Here is an 18652-nt window from a genome sequence, read left to right as displayed (position 1 = left end):
AGGGATGAAATATGAAGCCTTTATACGACAAGATTGGCGGGACTTATGATACCACGCGTAAAGCAGATCCTGAAATCACCCGCCGACTACGCGAGCACTTGCAACTAGCTGATAAAAGTAAGGTTCTTGATGTCGCCTGTGGGACTGGTAATTATACGATTGCGATGGAGAAGACGGGTTTAAGCATGAGTGCTAGCGATCTTTCTCAGGAAATGATTAATAAGGCCGAGCTTAAAACTAGTAATGTAGAGTGGAAGGTAGCTGATGTCAGTAATCTTCCGTATCCGAGCGGGGTGTTTGACGGAGTGACGTGCACACTATCCATCCATCACTTTGAAAATCTATTAACTCCGTTTAAAGAAGTCTATCGCGTTCTGAGTAAGGGAAGATTTGTGATTTTCACTTCAACTCCTGAACAGATGAATAACTATTGGTTAAACGAATATTTTCCAATAGCATTGAAAGAATCCGCTGAACAGATGCCAGCGTTATCAGTCGTCAATGACCAGCTGAAAGAAGCGGGTTTTGACATAGTGGGAGCAGAAACATTTATCATCCAACCTAACTTGCAAGACTTCTTCCTTTATAGCGGTAAGTATGACCCACGTATGTACTTAGATGAACATGTTAGGGCAGGCATTTCGACTTTTGCCAACTTGGCCTCAGAAAAGGAAATATCGCAGGGTTGCGAAAAGCTCAAGCAAGACATAGAAAGTGGACATATAGAAAACGTGATGCGTAACTACAGTAGTCATCTAGGAGATTACGCTTATGTAGTTGCTGAGAAGAAATAGAAGGTAGGTGGGTAAAAGTGATTTTCAGGCATGTGGAGAAAAGAGATTTGCCTCAATTGCACGAATTGTTTCAAGAAACGATTTCAACGGTGGTTGAAGTAGAAGGTTTAGCTGACGTAGTCTCAACAAATGATGAAGTTCAACGTTTGATGCAAGTGGTAGAGGATTCATTCAACAAGGACCAAACCTACTTCTTTGTCGCTGAAGAACAGGACGAGCTCCTGGGAACGATTGCGATTACCCCTCCAGGTGAAATTATTAGAAACCATTGTCCAGAGCTGAGCGAGGTCTTGGAAATAGGTTGTGTATACATAAAAGTATCAAATCAAAGCCAAGGAGTCGGTCGCTTTCTACTAACTAATATATTTGACGAAGCGCGCAAACTCAACATGACCAAGTCGAGCTTAGATGCGGGATTTAAGTCGTCTCAAGCGTATTGGATGAAAAAACTTGGTGACCCTATTCATGTGGTGAAGGATTGTTGGGGGAAAGGTGCAGATCATATGGTGTGGGAGATAGATTTAATAAGGAAGTAATAGTTCAGTCGAATAGGTGTTAAGCGGACAAGAGATTATAATTTTGTTTTCCACGTGTGCTTGTTGAAGTAAAAGTAATAACTTAATTCAAAAAAAATTAAAAACATAACAAATAAGCTTGCGAAAGATATAAAGAGTCGATAATTAGGGTTAATATTAATATGAATAAGAAAGCAATTGCTCCTAATATAATGGATATTTAAAACGTCTCATACTCAATATATAAAACCTCCTTATCAATAGGGGATTTAGGGAATTCTACTTAAACAAACTTTATAATTTATGTTTATTCTCTAATAACAAAGAATAGGTGCAGCCATGCTTGAAAGAGGTTCCTTCATGAAATCGTGTCAATCCAGTTCGGCATGTTAACTTTGACTTCTTTTTAAACCAATAACAACCACAATTCCAGCTACAAAGGTTATAAAAGACATATACATGATTTGCGTACTTATAGCACCTTCTATTTCATGCATGATTGCAAATATCGAAGCACTGACCAATCCGATCATTGCAGCATATGTCCCCAAAGAATAATTTGCTAATAAAAAGCGGATTAATTTACTTGTTATCAATACGCCTAAGGTTATCCCAGAGCCTATTGCTATAATTATAGGAAAGTGAAGTGCAATAAGTGAAGAAGTTGCTAGCTCATAGAGTCCCAATATAGTAAGGATTAACGCCCCACTAATGCCAGGTAGGACAAGAGCTGTACTTGCAATGAACCCAGAAGTAATTAAAAAGATGTAATCCGCCAATGATAAATTAATTACGTTTAACTCATTGGCCCCACCTAAAATCTGGCCGATTATAACTAACCCAAAAAATATCGCCATAATTATGAAATGCTTTGGTTGAAATGTGGATTTAGATTGGTTAAGGGCTTCTTTCCAAAGGTATGGTAGAAATCCAACAATGACTCCGACAAAAAACATTAACGTTTGTGTTCGATAGTTTGTTAATAAATAGTCAATTATGTAAAGGGTACTGGCAAATCCAATCACCATACCGAAACCAAACATCAATAGAAAAGGGAGAACCTCTTTCTTCTTGCTGGTTGTCAACATACTTATGGAATAGAGGAGCCGTTGATAGATTCCAAGTATCATGGCAACTGTGCTCCCACTAATTCCAGGAACCATTTCAGTTACACCAACAGCCATCCCACGAAATATAAGTCCAAACACACTTGATCCCTCCTTCAATAGCGATCAAAGGTTGCAATTGCATATAGGAAAAATTATACTATTTCAAAAGGTGTTTTCCAAGTATTGGTTATTGATTTGTTAGTCATATGGAAAAGTTTTTATGTTCAAAGAATAGCAGGAGCAAAGGTGGTATGCGTATGTCAAAAATAAGAAAAAAACCACTCAATATCTTCCTTATTTTATTGTGTGTAGCCCTCTTAACCGTAGAGTATTTTAATATCTCATTAACTTCTTTGCCTACTACGTTTTCAGAAGCAACTAAAGACAATTTAGCAAATCAAGAGTTATTCGACGAGGTTGAATAATTAGAAGTTCGCCAAGATGGCACAATGGATGAAAACTTGGAATATATCCCTCCCGAGGATGATCGAATGATTACGATAGATAATAAAGATGAAATTTATGAATTATTAAACAGTGATCTTCGCATTTACAACGGGGGAAGAATTGAAAATAATAGCCAATCATTTGAACTTCGTATTCATTTTGATGTAAGAGATGTACATGTATATCATATAGATAAGGAAAGTGTTTTTGCTAGAGATACTGATAATGACCGTAAAGAATATAAGGTGTTAGATGACCAAAACGAGCTGTTTGATTATCTATCTTCATTGTACGGTGAGTAGAGCTAGGTATTTCTTAATTAATAGTAACAGAGAGAAGAGATAACGATGAACAAGAAAAAAGTCGTATCGATCCTACAGGATATAGTTATGAGTGGTCACCTGCGAGAGAAGAAAGCGGAATTCCTTTAAGGTACGAAATAGTAATTAAAGCTTATGGCTGGGAAAAGGGACTAAGAGAAGGTGCTTATGTGTCTTTTAAGAAGGAAGATGTAAAAGTAAACTTGATCTCGTTAACAGATTACATAGGTATTTCAAAAGTTGAATAACTATAAAAAATTTGTGGAGGACAGTAACGCATATGATGGGACAAGTGTATAAAAGTCAGGGAAGTAATTATGGAAACTAAAAATTATCACAGAGCTTTCGGTGTGTACGGACTCTATGGAGTAGACGATCAATTATTGGTGATAAATAAAAATGGAGGACCATATATTAATCGTTACGACCTCCCTGGTGGAAGCTTAGAAGAGGGCGAATCTTTATCTACTGCTATGAAGAGAGAGTTTAAAGAAGAGACCGGTATTGAAATCGAAATTGAGAAAAACATTGGACTTATAGATTTTAAGTTTCCTTCCTCGTGGAGGGATTTCACAGATGTGCATCATATCGCAGGCTTCTATGTTGTTAATAAAATTGGCGGTGAATTGAGGGTTCCAAAACAGTTTGAAGGGCAAGATTCACTTGGAGCACTGTGGGTGTCTGAGCAAGGTGTCTCTTTGAATAATGCTTCCCCGCTTGTTTTAAAAGCTTTTGAATGGCTTAGAACCAAAGAGTTAGGTGTTGGACCAGTATCGTATGAAGAATGGCAGGTTTTAAATTAAGTAACTACTGGACTAAAAGATTAGAAGCATTTAAGAAAGAATATGAGAGGGGGAAAAAGCGTGACTACGAAATACGTACAGTGGGGAGAAGCGAAAGTAAAATTAACGTGGAATCATGATCATGAACTTCCACCTAGAAACTTAATCACAAGTGTACATGGATTCTGTTTTAAGGATGGAAAATTGATGTTGGTGAAGTTGAATAGGGGCTGGGATTTTCCTGGGGGACATGTGGAAGATGGAGAAACACCTGAAGAATGCTTTAAAAGGGAAGCTTATGAGGAAGGTTACGTTACTGGAAAATGCTCTTTATTAGGACACATTACAGTAGATCATAACGAAAATCCTCATTGGAATCCAGAAAGCCCTTATCCCAAAGTAGGCTATCAGGTTTTTTACCGTATGGATATAGATGAATTACATGAATTTCAAGCTAGATTTGAGTCAGCAGAAAGGATGCTAATAAATCCCTCTGCTGTAACTGAGTATTATCATAAATGGGATGAATTATATCAAGAAATACTAGAGTGTGCTTTTGTGGATCGGTGATTTATATTTGGATAGCTGCAAAAACAATGATTAAAGATATGATTACATATAATACTATTCTTTCTGCAGTTTGATTTCCATTTTCCTTGCTTGTGTCTGCATCCCCATAGCTTCATAGAACTTTATAGCAGTTTCATTAAACTCCCAAACGCCAAGTTCCAAACTAGTTGCATTTACTTCCTCTGTGAATTCAAGTGCCTTATCAAATAATAAACGACCTAATCCATTCTCTTTATAATTCTTATTTACTCCAAAGTCTTCCATAAAAACATATGAATGTTTAACAACTGTTTCACGATCGGAGGCGATGTTTTTTCTTAAAAAGGTAAAGGCTATTATTTTCTTATCATATTCAATTACATAAACTCTTCCCTCATTGTTATTTACTAGATTTAAGTAATATTCTTTGTCTAACGTATTTTTCGTTGGATTATATTTATCTGGTCTACCTTCCACATGTAAGTCATGAACTTCTTTATGTATAGGTTTAATCTTTTCATAATCCTCTGAAGTTGCTATTCGAACTTGATACTTCATTATATATACCTCCAACAATTAAATTATTGAGACCCCTTCAAAAATTCATTCTTATTGCAAATTTTTAAAATATATTATCGATTTTAATATATTTTTTAGCTTAATACAAAGAATGGAAGTTCAATATTTGTCATTTATTTATTGATTATCAATAAAAAAATGTTTATAATCAATAAAAAGAAACATTAAATTTTTAAGAAACAGTTTCAAATTCCTTTTTAGGAGATTAAACAATGGCAATCAAACAACTCTTTCGTTTTGGGTGGCAGCAGGCGTTGGCTTGTGTGTTTCCTGTTATTATTTTTGTCTCATTAGCCATTACGCAGTGGATCGAGTTGCCGTTTTTACCTCGGTATGATTGGTTACTAATCATCTGTTTACTTGCTCAGTGGTGGATGATTCGTTCTGGGTTAGAGACAAAGAGTGAATTAATGGTCATCACGTTATTTCACGTAATTGGTTTAACTTTAGAAATTTATAAAGTGCATATGGGGTCGTGGTCGTATCCGCAAGAAGGATTTACGAAAGTTTTTGGGGTACCTTTATATAGTGGTTTCATGTATGCGAGTGTGGCAAGTTACCTTTGCCAGGCGTGGAGGCGACTAGATGTGAAGTTAATGAATTGGCCACCGTATCTCTTAGTTGTTCCGTTAACGGTTGCGATCTACTTGAATTTTTTCACGCATCATTATGTGATGGATTTTAGATGGTGGTTAGGTGCCTTTGTGATTCTGTTATTTTGGAAAACGTGGGTAGGTTTTAAAGTAGGGGAAATTCGTTACTCTATGCCTGTCGTGCTTTCCTTTATTCTGATTGGATTTTTCATATGGATTGCTGAAAATATAGCGACGTTCTTTGAAGCATGGAGTTATCCGCATCAAGCAGAGACGTGGCAGCTAGTCGACTGGGGAAAATTGAGTTCGTGGTTGTTGTTGGTTATTGTTAGTTTTTTAATAGTTTCTACTCTAAAACGTATTCAAAGTAAGTATTCATAGATTAGGGAGGTGTTCCTGTTATGAAGTTTTTAAACTCGTCTTTCTTTTTAAAAATAGTCCTTATTTTATTGAGTCTACCCATCATTGCTTTAGCTATTTTCGGTTTCCCTTTTATAGCAGAAGCGGTTGCAGAGTCTTTTCCACAGATAGGAACCTTAGAAGTGTTAGTGATGGGTTATTTATATGTAATCACGTTTCCTTATTTTTTAGCTTTGTTTCAATCTTACCGCTTGCTGACCTTAATAGACGGGAAAGAAACGTTTTCAGATCAAGCTATCAATGCTTTAAAAGTCATTAAGATTTGTGGCTTTTGGATTGCAGGGATGTTTTTAATCGCCATGCCGCTAGTGGTTTATATGGGCTCTGTACATAACGCCTTTGAAATTGTCATTGCTGGCAGTGTGATTATTATAATCTCCATCGTTATCTCCGCTTTTGCGTTTGTTTTACAAAGCTTGTTAGATGATGTAGTGAATAGTAAAAAAGAAAATGAATTGACTGTGTAAAAGTCTGTGTCAGAAGAGGTGAGGGTATGCAAAAAGGTACTATATGGTTTTTGCGAATGGTAGCAGTGCTGCTTGGACTTGGGGTGCTTGCCCTTTGCGCCATCGTATTACCGATGTTAATGATAGATTTATTAGACAGCCGGAGTTTTGTCCAAGTAGTGATGTATTCAATTATAGTGGGGATGTATTTGGCGGCGATTCCTTTTTATATTGCTTTATTCAAAGTGATGAAATTGTTGCGTTATATTGACCGAGGGGATGCATTTACGAATCGAACCGTTCAATCTTTGAAAGGTATTAAGTGGTGTGGGCTGTGGATTACGTTTATTTATATATTGATGATGCCATTTATCTTTATATTTGGAGAACGTGATGATGCACCAGGAGTAATCGCAATAGGGATGGCTGTGATCTTTGGATCGTTTGTTATTGCAGTGTTTGCCTCTCTATTACAGAAGTTATTAATAAGTGCGATTGATATTAAAGCGGAAAATGAATTAACAATCTGAGGTGAGACGAATGGCGATTATCATAAATATCGATGTGATGTTGGCAAAGCGAAAAATGAGTGTAACCGAACTATCAGAGCGTGTCGGTATTACGATGGCCAATTTATCTATATTAAAAAACGGAAAAGCAAAAGCAATTCGGTTCTCCACATTGGAAGGAATTTGCGAGGCTTTAGATTGTCAGCCTGGGGATATTATGGAGTATGTCCCGGATGATCGAGAAAACAAATAAAAACTTTTTTCATGTTTTCGTATTCGACGCATAGATTGTATAAAACAAGTTTCTCAAACTAGTTGTTTTGAAATAGAGAATTCACAATAAACTATAAAAATTGGCTTTAATTGTCTAAAAATTGTTGAAATCGCTTTCAAAAACATATATACTGGTTTTTAAAAGTTAATATTAGTGCCGAGACTATTGAGAAGCACATATAATCACTGTATCCAGGGGATTGTATGTGTTTTTTTGTATTCAATTGTCTTCACTGATTATTAGCATACTATAAAAGGGGGAGAAACAATGGAACAAGTGAAAGGATTTTTTTCAAAACCATTAGCAATAATTATTTCCATGGTAATTATCTTGATTGGAAGTTTTGTCGCCTACCAAGTGCAAACAGATGGAGGGGAGATGGAGATATCTGATTTAAGATTTACTGGTGAAGACGGGATTGTACATAGTGCACAAATGTATAAACCTGCGAATTTTAACCCGGAAGAAGAATATCCTACAATAGTGAACACGCATGGATATATAAATTCAAGAGAAGCGCAAGCTCCTTTTAGTATTGAGCTTGCTAAGCGAGGGTATGTTGTTCTAACTATGGATATGACCGGTCACGGGTATTCCGAACAATTTGCCTCTGATTTAAGCAGAGGTATGACTTCGGGATTATTGTACGCTCACAATTTACCATTTGTTGATAATGATCAAGTTGGGTTAGCAGGACATTCCATGGGAGGCTGGTCAGCTTTACATGCTGCTACAACAAATCCGGATTTGGTTAATTCCGTTTTCCAAATTAGCTCGTCCACAGAGACTTTTGGTTCTGGAGAAGTTACGGCTGATACGGCTTTTAACTACGGGATTTTATTTAGTGAATATGATGAATTTGCATTGACAATGTGGGGTGTACCAAAAGCCTCTGATGTAAATACTTCTGAAAAGATGTTAAAAGTGTTCGGTGTTGATGAACCTGTGGAACAAGAAGTTGTCTATGGGTCATTTGATGACCAATCAGCACGTGTATTTTATGCACCTCCTGTCATTCATCCAGGCACACATTGGTCTAATGAATCAATTGGGCATGTTATCGAATTTATGGATCAAGCAATGCCTGCACCAACTCCGATTGATGCTTCTGATCAATCATGGAAGGCTAAGGAGCTATCTACACTTGTAGCTTTGATTGGTGCGATTATGTTATTGATTGCTTTATTAGGTAACTTATTAAGAGCTCCATTTTTCTCTTCATTAGTTAGATCAATGCCTGAATCTAAGGCGGAACCAACAATGATTGGTTGGATAATCGGAGCTTTGATTGCAACAATTATACCGGCAGCGACTTTCATTTATTTTCAAGAATTGGGTCAAGGTTGGCTCCCAGCAGGTGAAGTGTTAAGACAAAATATTACCACTGGTCTTGCCGTTTGGGCAATTTTAAATGCTGTGATTGCAGCTGCATTGTTAACCATTTTCCACTTTAGAAATAAAAATAACGGTGGAACAATGCAAAATTACGGATTGATATTAGATGGTAAATCGCTCGGGAAATCAGTTGTTTATGCACTGACTGTTGTAGGGTTACTATACGTGACAGTTTCAGCAGCTGCATTATTCTTCGGAATTGATTTTAGAATTTGGGTTATGGCATTTAAACCGATGAGTTTAACTCAGTTTGGATTAGTATTAACTTACTTTATCCCATTCTTGATTTTCTTCCTTGTAAATGGAGTGATTTTACACGGCCAACTTCGTTTAAAAGACTCTTCGTCTGAAAAGAAAACATTCTGGAAATGGTTTAGTGCTAACTTTGCAATTAATGCATTAGGGATTGTTGGTTTGCTTGTTATCCAGTATGTGACTTTATTTAGTACAGGAGAACTACTTTGGGCGAAACCTCTACTCACAATAGTTGCTTACCAATTCGTATTTGTGAATTTAATCGTTGCTTTCGTTTCCACATTCTTATTCCGTAAGACTGGAACAATTTATGCTGCAGCACTTGTGAACGCATTCTTAATCACATGGTATATTGTTGCAGGTCAAGCGATGCAAATATAAAAATTAATCCCCTTGGCAGTTCATTTGCTGAGGGGAATTAAATTATTTCGATATAGTGAGTAGATGAATTGCCTCTTAGCATTGAATGAGCTACTCTTATTCATAGTAATATTCTCAAAAGTCAGTTCGTAGGGGGGTAATATATGAATTTACAAGAGCAGAAAATTCTTCCTGCTATAAAGAGTATGAAAGATTTTGAACGTATGCTAAAGAGTAATTATAAGTATGGTGTTTTTTTAGAATTGCACATTTCTCAAGTTAAACCTGTAATGAAGTTAGCGAACCAGCACAACAAGAAAATGTTCTTACATGTGGATTTAATTCAAGGTTTAAAAAATGATGAATATGCTGCGGAGTATCTTTGTCAAGAGGTCAAACCTTATGGGTTAGTCTCTACGAAAGCAAGTGTTATTTTAATTGCTAAGAAAAAAGGGATAAAGGCAATTCAACGAATATTTATCCTTGATTCCAATGCTTTGCAAAGAAGTGTGGCTCAAGTGAAGAAGACTCAACCTGATTACATAGAAATACTTCCAGGACTAGTTCCAAAGATTATTCAAGAGATTCATGAGGAAACTAAAACCGAAGTATTTGCTGGGGGATTAATTGATACACCTAACGAAGTCAATCAAGCATTAATTGCGGGTGCTACTGCGATTACAACTTCTGATATTAACCTTTGGAAACATTTTGAACAGTAAATCATGTGCGTGCTTTAAGGTAACATTGATTCAATTAGAGGGAGTTATGTAATGAACACTTATATTTTAGCTTTAGATCAAGGGACAACTAGTTCTAGAGCCTTTTTATACAACAAACAGGGGGAAGTGGTTTATTCTGCTCAACAAGAGTTTAACCAACACTTTCCTCACCCGGGTTGGGTTGAACATGATGCGAATGAAATATGGGAATCGATTTTATCCGTGATAGAAAACTGCTTATTAGAATCAGGAGTGTCAGCAGAACAAGTTGCAGGGATTGGAATTACTAATCAAAGAGAAACAACGCTCGTATGGGATAAACAAACGGGGATTCCGATATATAATGCTATTGTCTGGCAATCTAGACAAACTTCAGCGATCTGTGAAGATTTGAAAAGGGATGGACTGGAAGATATTTTTCGTCAAAAAACTGGATTAAAAATAGATCCATATTTTTCAGCTACAAAAATCAAGTGGATTCTTGACCATGTAGAAGGCGCTAATAAACAGGCGGAGGATGGGCAATTAATTTTTGGTACAATGGATACTTGGTTAATTTGGAAATTAACTGGTGGTAATAGGCATGTAACAGATTATTCAAATGCTTCAAGGACGTTATTGTATAACATTCATGAATTAAAATGGGATAGTCACCTACTTGATCTTCTTAGTATTCCGTCTTCCATGTTACCTGAAGTAACTTCTTCATCTGAAATTTATTCTAGGACAGATCCAAATGCTTTTTTTGGTCATTCCATACCAATATCTGGCGCAGTGGGCGACCAGCAAGCTGCACTAATAGGAAATGCATGTCTTGAAAAAGGGATGGCTAAGAACACTTACGGAACTGGGTGTTTTATGCTGATGAATACTGGCGAAGAGGCTATTCAAACGACCTCAGGATTACTTACGACTATAGCTTGGGGAATAGATGGAAAAGTGACGTACGCCATAGAAGGCAGTATATTTGTAGCTGGTTCAGCAATTCAATGGCTACGAGACGGGTTAGAGTTAATCGAACGAGCAGAAGATACGGACCGTCATGTTCAACGTATAGAATCGACTGAGGGTGTTTATATGGTTCCGGCATTTGTTGGTTTAGGTACACCTTATTGGGATAGTGACGTGCGTGGTGCCATTTTTGGGTTAACTAGAGGTACTACAAAAGAACACTTAATTCGCGCAACTTTAGAATCAATTGCCTTTCAAACAAAAGATGTCGTAACAGCCATGGAAAATGATTCTAATATAACTTTGCAATCACTTAAAGTGGATGGCGGTGCTGCACAAAATAATTTTCTTATTCAATTTCAAAGCGATTTATTACGAGTGCCAGTTGAAAGATCTGAAGTTAGTGAATCGACTGTATTTGGAGCTGCATGTTTAGCTGGTATAAGTGTTGGTTTTTGGAAAGATCTAGATACCATTACTAGACAAGTAGAAATTGCTAGAGAATTTCGGCCACTGCTTAAAAACAAAATCAGTAATGAACTTTATAGTGGCTGGAAGAAAGCAGTGCAAGCAACGATGATTTTTAAATAAACGATTGTATTCGATATAAATAAGTTAATAAATTGGTCAGAGACTTGGAGAGACTACACGAAACATAAGGGATAATTCCCTTAGCGTTTTTCGTGTGGTCTTTTTTATATTTAGATTGTACGAGGGAGGAGTTTTTAAATGGAAAATAATCAGTTTTCTACACGAAATAGAAATAAAATAATCAATGAAATGTCAGAAGGAACATATGATTTACTAGTTATTGGAGGGGGGATATCTGGTGCGGGTATAGCTTTAGATGCAGCGACTAGGGGGCTGAAGGTTGCGTTAATTGAGATGCAAGATTTTGCTTCTGGCACATCTAGTCGATCGACAAAACTAGTTCATGGGGGATTGCGTTATTTAAAGCAATTAGAAGTTGGACTCGTTGCTGATGTAGGTAAAGAAAGGGCAATCGTATATGAAAATGGCCCACATGTAACAAAACCGGAAGAAATGATGCTCCCTATACACGTAAATGGATCTTTTGGAAAATTTAGCACGTCATTAGGTTTAAAAGTGTATGACTTCTTGGCGAGGGTAAAAAAGGCAGAACGACGAAAAATGTTATCGAAATCAGAAACCTTACAAAGAGAACCGTTAATAAAAGAAGAAGGACTAAAAGCTAGTGGTTGTTATGTGGAATACCGTACCGATGATGCACGATTAACTCTTGAAGTAATCAAAGCAGCAGTATTTCATGAAGCAAAAGTACTCAACTATGTAAAAGTAACAAATCTATTATATAAAGAAGATCAAGTGGCTGGAGCGGTTATTGAAGATCAATTATCGACTAATCTCTTTAACATAAATGCGAAAAAGGTAGTTAATGCAACAGGACCATGGGTGGATGACATTCGAAAGATAGATCAAGTAGAAAACGAAACGGAAAAGAACTTACTTTTAACTAAAGGAGCTCATATTGTTATCGATCAATCGCATTTTCCTTTGAAACAATCTGTTTATTTTGATGCACCAGATGGAAGAATGCTGTTTGCGATCCCAAGGGAAAACAAAGTATATGTTGGGACCACCGATACATTCTACCAAGGAGATAAAACGGAGCCAGTTATTACTGAGGAAGAAATCGATTATATATTAAGTGCTATTGGTTATATGTTCCCAAGCATCCGTATTACTGTCGAACAGATAGAATCTAATTGGGCAGGTATTCGGCCATTAATACATGAAAAAGGAAAGAATCCTTCAGAAATATCTCGCAAAGATGAAATATGGCAATCGAGCTCAGGCTTGGTTACAATCGCAGGTGGTAAATTAACAGGTTATCGAAAAATGGCTGAAAAAGTAATAGATTTCACATTCCCGACGCTTCAAGTGAAATCTCAAACAAAAAGTCTGCCTATTTCTGGAGGAGATGTAGGAGGAGCAGATAATTTTCAAAACTTTAAAGACAAAAAATTAGAATTAGCTATGAATAGTGGTTTAACGGAAGATCAGAGTCGTTGGTTAGTAGATCTTTATGGATCAAATGTGGATACCTTGTTAAATTTAGAGACCAAACCAAGTGAAAACTTCAAACTACCTGCAGATATTTATTTATCAGTTGTTTATGGAATCCAATATGAAATGACAGCAACCCCGATTGACTACTTTATGCGGCGTACCAGTGCGCTTTTATTTGATGTGGCCTGGGTGAAGAGGTGGAAAAATGAAGTGATCGCATGTATGGCATATTTACTAAACTGGACTGATGCCGAAATGAAGCAATACAAAAAAGAGTTAGAACAGTTGATAAGCTCTTTAGAACAACCTACCTCTAAAATATTTGTGGAGGAAGAAAGATAGAGTCTATTTTGATACTGAGATGTTTTCGAATAAAAAGATGTTAGAGTTTCTTAAACGAATTTGACCAAACAGAATAACAATGCTTAAATGGAAAAAACATCAAAAATGTGAAAGCCAAGGAGTGTTTCCAATGTGATTAAATCCCTAAATGTAAATAGAAAGAATTAGGGATGTGATAAAAATGAGTTTATATAAAGAGAGAAACTTTCAAGTATTATGGTTTGGTCAATTGGCGACTATATTTGGGAATCGATTTAGTGAAATTGCGATTCCGCTTATTGTTTTGCAGTTAACGGGTTCTCCGTGGCATGCAGCGTTAGTGGTGGTTTGTTCGCAACTTGCTCCACTGTTTTTGTCGTTACCAGCAAGTAGTTGGATTGAAAACCAGCGTAAGAGAAGTGTTGCTTTGCTTTCAGAAGCGATTAGTTTTATGACCATGGTTGCTCTTGTCCTATTTGTGGTCACGGATCAGTTAACGATCTGGATGCTGGCAGGGAGCTTACTTATTCTAGGTGCATCTGGGTTGTTTTTTAGAATTTCGTTTGGAGCTATGGTACCAGGAGTGGTCGGGAGAAATAATCTCGTGAAAGCTCACAATAGCTTTGAAGGTGCGGATGCAGTAAGTACTTTATTTGGTCCAACTTTGGCGGGAATTGTCTTATCTGCATATGGGGTCGCGGCGGTATTGAGTATTGATGCGACTACTTATTTGATTTCCTTTCTAGGGATTTTATTTCTTAGTTATAAGGAGAAGAAAAAAGTTGATCCCATAAAGAAAACATATATGCAGTCCTATGTAGGCTCTTTAGCTAACATCAAGTTATTATTCAAAAATGAGTATCAAAGGTTTACCTCTTCTCATATGGGGATCTTAAACTTCACTACAACAGCGGTCACGTTAACGGTTATTATTTATACAAATCAAACACTGGGAATGAGTGAGTGGCAGACGGGATTAGTGTTGTCTGCAGCTGGAGCAGGTAATCTAGTAGGTGTGTTTATTCTTCAAAAAGTCCAAGACAAGCCATGGAGATTACTTTATGCTTTTTTAATGGCTGTCTCAGGATTTGGCTTAGTTTTGCTACTTTCAACAGATTTACTCCTGTTGTTAATGCTTGGAATGTTCTTGTTTGATGGTGCTTTGTCTATGGCTTTTGTGGTAAACGGATCTGCTAGACAGGCGATTACGCCAAACCATTATTTAGCACGAATTGGTGGGGGTGGAATGCTTCTGGCAGGTACAGTCGCAATTATAGGAAACCTATTTGCAGGTAGTGTATCGGAATGGGTAGGACCACAAATTGCGATTGGAATTTGTGCGGCATTATTATTCTTAGGGTGTCTGATTACGGTTCGATTTAAAAATGGGAATAAGTCGGTGAATGAGTTGGAGCCTATTGAGCTTGACTAAATTAAGGAGAGTGTTAAAGTGTCAAAACTTGGAGCTTACTTTTTAGTATTATTTATTGGTTCGATGGTACTCTATGTCATTGTTAGCAGAATGTTAGGCACGATTGATCCGACCATTTCTTACTTGCTATCGGTAATTGTCGTTCATCTTATTTTGATAGAACATCCTCGTATAATTGAGGAGTTGGGTCTATCAAAGAAAAAAGAGTCTAATGATTAACCAGAAAGTCTTTAGAGGACCCAGTAATTTTTCTTTAACTTGTAGTCTCATGATCTTTTTTACTTTTGTATATTAGATGTGTGATAATAGTGAATACAATGAGAGGGGACGTTACAAACATGGTTGAGTTGATCATAGAAAAAAAATTTATAAAACAATTTGAAAATAAATATCCTTTAATTCATAGAGAGGCTATTCGAAACGCGAATGAGCTTAAAGAAGAAGGAGAAATTATTCATTTAGTCGATTCGAGTCAGAAATTTATTGCTAAGGGCTATTACGGCAACCAGAATAAAGGCCTTGGTTGGGTTTTGACGCATAATCCGGATGAGGAGATAAATGTATCTTTCTTTCGGAGTAAAATTTTATCTGCTATCAATAAAAGAAAAGGGTTTTATGATGATCCACAAACTACTGCTTTCCGTTTGTTCAATGGAGAAGGAGATGGAATCGGTGGTTTGACAATTGATTATTATGACGGGCACTATTTAATCAATTGGTATAGCGATGGAATTTATTCGTTTAAAAATCTCGTGGTTACCGTTTTAGAGGAGTATGGTGAGTGTAAGTCGATTTATGAAAAGAAGCGGTTTGATACGAAAGGGAAGTATATTGACGATGATGACTTCGTTTCAGGCGAACGCGCGGAATTCCCATTGATCATCAAAGAGAATGGTATGAATTTTGCGGTTGATTTGAATGATGGTGCAATGACCGGAATTTTCTTGGATCAAAGGGATGTTCGTCGAGCAATCCGAGACCGTTATGCGAAAGGAAAGCATGTGCTTAACACGTTCTCGTATACAGGTGCTTTTTCCGTGGCAGCAGCTTTAGGTGGAGCAAAGAAAACTTCTAGTGTTGACCTAGCTAAACGTAGTGAACCGAAAACAATGGAACAGTTGAGTTTGAACGACATTGATATTGAGAAGCAGGATCTATATGTGATGGACGTATACAGCTATTTCAAATATGCCAAGCGACATGATTTGAAATATGATATGGTCGTCTTGGATCCACCTAGTTTTGCACGTTCGAAGAAAAAGACTTTCTCTAGTGCAAAAGATTATCCTTCTTTGATTACGAATTCTGTTGAGATCACGAAATCAAATGGCATAATAATCGCTTCTACAAACAATGCTTCATTTGGAATGGACCAGTTCAAGAAGATGGTGGATAAAGGCTTTAAAGAAGCGGGACAAGCTTATCGCATCAAAGAAGAATTTGGCTTGCCAAGAGATTTTACGGTGCATAAGCTTTATAAACCAAGTAATTATTTGAAAGTATTGGTCATTGAAAAAATAGCGAAATAATAATTATCGTTTGTATCATCGATATATAAATAAAACCGTTCAGCTTCTTAGCTGAACGGTTTTTGTATGCTTAAGTTTTATTTCACATCAAAACGATCTGCGTCCATGATCTTCACCCAAGCATTGATAAAGTCATTGACGAATTTTTCTTCGTTGTCTGCTTGTGCATATACTTCAGAAATGGCACGTAGTACGGAATGTGAACCGAAGATAAGGTCTACACGAGTTGCTGTGCGAACGGTTTCTCCCGTTTGGCGATCACGAGCTTCGTATAGGTTATTTTCAACTGGCTTCCATTCTACATCCATATCTAATAAGTTAACAAAGAACTCATTGGATAGTGCGCCAACATTTTCGGTGAATACGCCGTGTTCTTTGTCGCCATAGTTAGCGCCAAGTGAACGCATACCTCCGATTAGTACGGTCATTTCAGGTGCTGATAGTCCAAGTAGCTGTGCTTTGTCTACAAGAAGTTCTTCCGGGCTAACCGCGTAATCTTTCTTTTGATAGTTGCGGAAGCCATCAGCAACAGGTTCTAAGACTTCGAAGTTTTCTTCTTCCGTCTGTTCTTGAGTTGCGTCTCCGCGTCCTTGTGTGAACGGTACGGTTACGTTATGACCAGCATTCTTAGCTGCTTTTTCAATTGCTGCACTACCGCCTAAGACGATTAAGTCAGCGATACTTACATTTTTATCAAAGTCAGCTTGAATCTTTTCATATACATTCAAGACTTTTTCAAGCATATCTGGTTCATTTGCTTCCCAGTCTTTTTGTGGAGTTAAACGAATACGAGCACCATTGGCACCACCGCGGTTATCTGAACCACGGAATGTGCTTGCGGAAGCCCAAGCTGTTTTCACAAGTTCACTCGTTGTTAATCCAGAGTCTAAGATCTTCGCTTTTAAGTCTTCGATTTCAGATGTTGTTAGTTCATAATCTACTTTTGGTACTGGATCTTGCCAGATGAAGTCCTCTTCAGGAACTTCAGGTCCAAGATAACGGTCTTTAGGTCCCATATCACGGTGAAGTAATTTGAACCATGCACGAGCGAATACGTCTGCGAACTCGTCCGGGTTGTTATGGAAACGACGTGAAATTGCAGCGTAATCTGGGTCTTCACGCATTGCCATATCAGCAGTTGTCATCATTGTCTTAACTTTTGTTGTTGTATCACCAGCGTCTGGTGCTAAGTGATCTTCGTCAGGATTCACTGGCTCCCACTGATAAGCTCCGGCTGGGCTCTTTGTAAGTTCCCATTCGTAGCCAAACAACATGTCAAAGTAAGACATATCCCAAGTGATTGGTGTTGGAGTCCAAGCACCTTCAATACCACTTGTAATCGTGTAAGGGCCATTACCTGTTTCATGTGTACTCTTCCAACCAAGACCTTGTTCTTCAATAGGAGAGCCTTCAGGTTCTGAGCTTACATGGCCTGCATCGCCTGCACCATGTGCTTTACCAAACGTGTGTCCACCAGCTGTAAGAGCTACAGTTTCTTCATCATTCATTCCCATACGCTTGAATGTTTCACGAATATCAAACGCACTTCCTTTTGGATCTGGTTCACCGTTTGGACCTTCTGGGTTAACATAAATTAATCCCATTTGCACTGCGGCAAGAGGATTTTCTAATTCGCGTTCTCCATGATAACGTTCGTCACCGAGCCACTCTGTTTCAGGACCCCAGTTGACGTCTTCTTCTGGATGCCAGATATCCTCACGTCCAGCTCCGAATCCGATTGTTTTTCCACCCATGGATTCAATTGCAACATTCCCTGCGATGACAAGTAAGTCAGCCCAAGAAATTTTATTTCCGTATTTTTGTTTAATTGGCCATAGTAAGCGACGCGCCTTATCAAGGTTACCGTTATCTGGCCAGCTATTTAATGGGGCAAAACGCTGTGAACCGCTTCCGCCGCCTCCGCGACCGTCTTGCATGCGGTACGTACCAGCTGCGTGCCATGACATACGAATGAAAAATGGTCCATAATGTCCGTAATCGGCAGGCCACCAATCTTGGCTGTCTGTCATTAAGTCATGTAAATCTTGTTTCAATGCATCATAGTCTAGCTTTTTAAATTCCTCTGCATAATCAAAATCAGTTCCTAGAGGATTCGTTTTTGTATCATGCTGATGTAGAATATTTAAATTTAATAGACTTGGCCACCATTCGTGGTTTTTCGTTCCTCCAGTTGGATTAGAAGGCATTTCTTGATGTGTTACTGGGCACTTCTCAACATTTTCATTGTTCGCCATGCAAAAATTCCCCTTTCTGAATAAAAAAGATATATTTTAAATC

At 37.6% G+C, this 18652-nt stretch carries 19 protein-coding genes; 16 read left to right on the top strand and 3 right to left on the bottom strand.

Going from position 1 to position 18652, the window contains the following annotated elements; genetic code table 11:
- Window positions 1-11 precede the first annotated feature (11 nt).
- On the top strand, window positions 12-794 hold the full coding sequence (locus G532_RS0104515) for a class I SAM-dependent methyltransferase (RefSeq protein ID WP_027963733.1): 783 nt from the start codon (window positions 12-14) through the stop codon (window positions 792-794).
- A gap of 17 nt (window positions 795-811) precedes the next feature.
- A complete protein-coding gene (locus G532_RS0104510) occupies window positions 812-1330 on the top strand; it encodes a GNAT family N-acetyltransferase (RefSeq protein WP_027963732.1) in 519 nt (172 codons plus the stop codon).
- Window positions 1331-1698: 368 nt separating this feature from the next.
- Here G532_RS0104510 and G532_RS14750 read toward each other — a convergent pair whose 3' ends face one another.
- Window positions 1699-2517: a DUF368 domain-containing protein gene (locus G532_RS14750; protein WP_051189056.1), complete on the bottom strand. Its 819-nt coding sequence runs from the start codon at window positions 2515-2517 to the stop codon at window positions 1699-1701.
- A gap of 392 nt (window positions 2518-2909) precedes the next feature.
- On the opposite strand from G532_RS14750, the gene G532_RS0104495 reads away from it, so the two are divergent.
- From G532_RS0104495 to G532_RS0104485, 3 genes are all read left to right on the top strand, one after another.
- Complete coding sequence (locus tag G532_RS0104495; RefSeq protein WP_156882535.1) at window positions 2910-3167, top strand: hypothetical protein; 258 nt, start codon at window positions 2910-2912, stop codon at window positions 3165-3167.
- A 332-nt stretch (window positions 3168-3499) separates the two neighbouring features.
- Window positions 3500-3988: an NUDIX hydrolase gene (locus G532_RS0104490; RefSeq protein WP_425402120.1), complete on the top strand. Its 489-nt coding sequence runs from the start codon at window positions 3500-3502 to the stop codon at window positions 3986-3988.
- A 60-nt stretch (window positions 3989-4048) separates the two neighbouring features.
- Window positions 4049-4537, top strand: a complete 489-nt coding sequence (locus G532_RS0104485) for an NUDIX hydrolase (protein ID WP_027963729.1) — start codon at window positions 4049-4051, stop codon at window positions 4535-4537.
- A 54-nt stretch (window positions 4538-4591) separates the two neighbouring features.
- Here G532_RS0104485 and G532_RS0104480 read toward each other — a convergent pair whose 3' ends face one another.
- On the bottom strand, window positions 4592-5074 hold the full coding sequence (locus G532_RS0104480) for a GNAT family N-acetyltransferase (protein ID WP_051189055.1): 483 nt from the start codon (window positions 5072-5074) through the stop codon (window positions 4592-4594).
- Window positions 5075-5307: 233 nt separating this feature from the next.
- Here G532_RS0104480 and G532_RS0104475 point away from each other — a divergent pair, with 233 nt between their 5' ends.
- From G532_RS0104475 to G532_RS0104425, 11 genes are all read left to right on the top strand, one after another.
- Complete coding sequence (locus tag G532_RS0104475) at window positions 5308-6069, top strand: DUF817 domain-containing protein (RefSeq protein WP_027963727.1); 762 nt, start codon at window positions 5308-5310, stop codon at window positions 6067-6069.
- Between the two features lie 20 nt (window positions 6070-6089).
- Complete coding sequence (locus G532_RS0104470; RefSeq protein WP_027963726.1) at window positions 6090-6575, top strand: DUF2975 domain-containing protein; 486 nt, start codon at window positions 6090-6092, stop codon at window positions 6573-6575.
- A gap of 26 nt (window positions 6576-6601) precedes the next feature.
- Window positions 6602-7084 (top strand): DUF2975 domain-containing protein, encoded by a 483-nt coding sequence (locus tag G532_RS0104465; protein ID WP_027963725.1) that lies wholly within the window; start codon window positions 6602-6604, stop codon window positions 7082-7084.
- A gap of 10 nt (window positions 7085-7094) precedes the next feature.
- Window positions 7095-7316, top strand: coding sequence for a helix-turn-helix domain-containing protein (locus G532_RS0104460; RefSeq protein ID WP_027963724.1), 222 nt, complete (start codon window positions 7095-7097; stop codon window positions 7314-7316).
- A gap of 288 nt (window positions 7317-7604) precedes the next feature.
- Entirely contained in the window at window positions 7605-9368 is a 1764-nt protein-coding gene (locus tag G532_RS0104455; protein WP_051189054.1) for an alpha/beta hydrolase family protein, read from the top strand.
- A 143-nt stretch (window positions 9369-9511) separates the two neighbouring features.
- A complete protein-coding gene (locus G532_RS0104450) occupies window positions 9512-10069 on the top strand; it encodes a glycerol-3-phosphate responsive antiterminator (RefSeq protein WP_027963722.1) in 558 nt (185 codons plus the stop codon).
- 51 nt (window positions 10070-10120) lie between these two features.
- A complete protein-coding gene (gene glpK / locus G532_RS0104445; RefSeq protein ID WP_027963721.1) occupies window positions 10121-11611 on the top strand; it encodes a glycerol kinase GlpK in 1491 nt (496 codons plus the stop codon).
- A 138-nt stretch (window positions 11612-11749) separates the two neighbouring features.
- Window positions 11750-13414, top strand: a complete 1665-nt coding sequence (locus G532_RS0104440; protein WP_027963720.1) for a glycerol-3-phosphate dehydrogenase/oxidase — start codon at window positions 11750-11752, stop codon at window positions 13412-13414.
- A gap of 181 nt (window positions 13415-13595) precedes the next feature.
- Window positions 13596-14825: an MFS transporter gene (locus G532_RS0104435; RefSeq protein WP_027963719.1), complete on the top strand. Its 1230-nt coding sequence runs from the start codon at window positions 13596-13598 to the stop codon at window positions 14823-14825.
- Between the two features lie 18 nt (window positions 14826-14843).
- The gene (locus tag G532_RS0104430) at window positions 14844-15044 is read left to right on the top strand and encodes a hypothetical protein (RefSeq protein ID WP_027963718.1); all 201 of its coding nucleotides are present in this window, start codon (window positions 14844-14846) and stop codon (window positions 15042-15044) included.
- Between the two features lie 98 nt (window positions 15045-15142).
- A complete protein-coding gene (locus G532_RS0104425) occupies window positions 15143-16354 on the top strand; it encodes a class I SAM-dependent rRNA methyltransferase (RefSeq protein WP_035512556.1) in 1212 nt (403 codons plus the stop codon).
- 77 nt (window positions 16355-16431) lie between these two features.
- Here G532_RS0104425 and katG read toward each other — a convergent pair whose 3' ends face one another.
- Window positions 16432-18609: a catalase/peroxidase HPI gene (katG, locus tag G532_RS0104420; RefSeq protein WP_027963716.1), complete on the bottom strand. Its 2178-nt coding sequence runs from the start codon at window positions 18607-18609 to the stop codon at window positions 16432-16434.
- Window positions 18610-18652 lie beyond the last annotated feature (43 nt).

The sequence above is a fragment of the Halalkalibacillus halophilus DSM 18494 genome (assembly GCF_000423105.1).
Taxonomy (GTDB): domain Bacteria; phylum Bacillota; class Bacilli; order Bacillales; family Alkalibacillaceae; genus Halalkalibacillus; species Halalkalibacillus halophilus.
The sequence above is the reverse complement of the archived record's forward strand: the minus strand, read 5'-3'. Positions and strand labels throughout refer to the sequence as shown.

Coding starts and splice junctions, on each gene's coding strand:
- G532_RS0104515 (WP_027963733.1), top strand. CDS start 12: ATGAAGCCTTTATACGACAAGATTGGCGGGACTTATGATACCACGCGT.
- G532_RS0104495 (WP_156882535.1), top strand. CDS start 2,910: ATGATTACGATAGATAATAAAGATGAAATTTATGAATTATTAAACAGT.
- G532_RS0104480 (WP_051189055.1), bottom strand. CDS start 5,074: ATGAAGTATCAAGTTCGAATAGCAACTTCAGAGGATTATGAAAAGATT.
- G532_RS0104475 (WP_027963727.1), top strand. CDS start 5,308: ATGGCAATCAAACAACTCTTTCGTTTTGGGTGGCAGCAGGCGTTGGCT.
- G532_RS0104470 (WP_027963726.1), top strand. CDS start 6,090: ATGAAGTTTTTAAACTCGTCTTTCTTTTTAAAAATAGTCCTTATTTTA.
- G532_RS0104465 (WP_027963725.1), top strand. CDS start 6,602: ATGCAAAAAGGTACTATATGGTTTTTGCGAATGGTAGCAGTGCTGCTT.
- G532_RS0104460 (WP_027963724.1), top strand. CDS start 7,095: ATGGCGATTATCATAAATATCGATGTGATGTTGGCAAAGCGAAAAATG.
- G532_RS0104455 (WP_051189054.1), top strand. CDS start 7,605: ATGGAACAAGTGAAAGGATTTTTTTCAAAACCATTAGCAATAATTATT.
- G532_RS0104450 (WP_027963722.1), top strand. CDS start 9,512: ATGAATTTACAAGAGCAGAAAATTCTTCCTGCTATAAAGAGTATGAAA.
- glpK (WP_027963721.1), top strand. CDS start 10,121: ATGAACACTTATATTTTAGCTTTAGATCAAGGGACAACTAGTTCTAGA.
- G532_RS0104440 (WP_027963720.1), top strand. CDS start 11,750: ATGGAAAATAATCAGTTTTCTACACGAAATAGAAATAAAATAATCAAT.
- G532_RS0104435 (WP_027963719.1), top strand. CDS start 13,596: ATGAGTTTATATAAAGAGAGAAACTTTCAAGTATTATGGTTTGGTCAA.
- G532_RS0104425 (WP_035512556.1), top strand. CDS start 15,143: ATGAGAGGGGACGTTACAAACATGGTTGAGTTGATCATAGAAAAAAAA.
- katG (WP_027963716.1), bottom strand. CDS start 18,609: ATGGCGAACAATGAAAATGTTGAGAAGTGCCCAGTAACACATCAAGAA.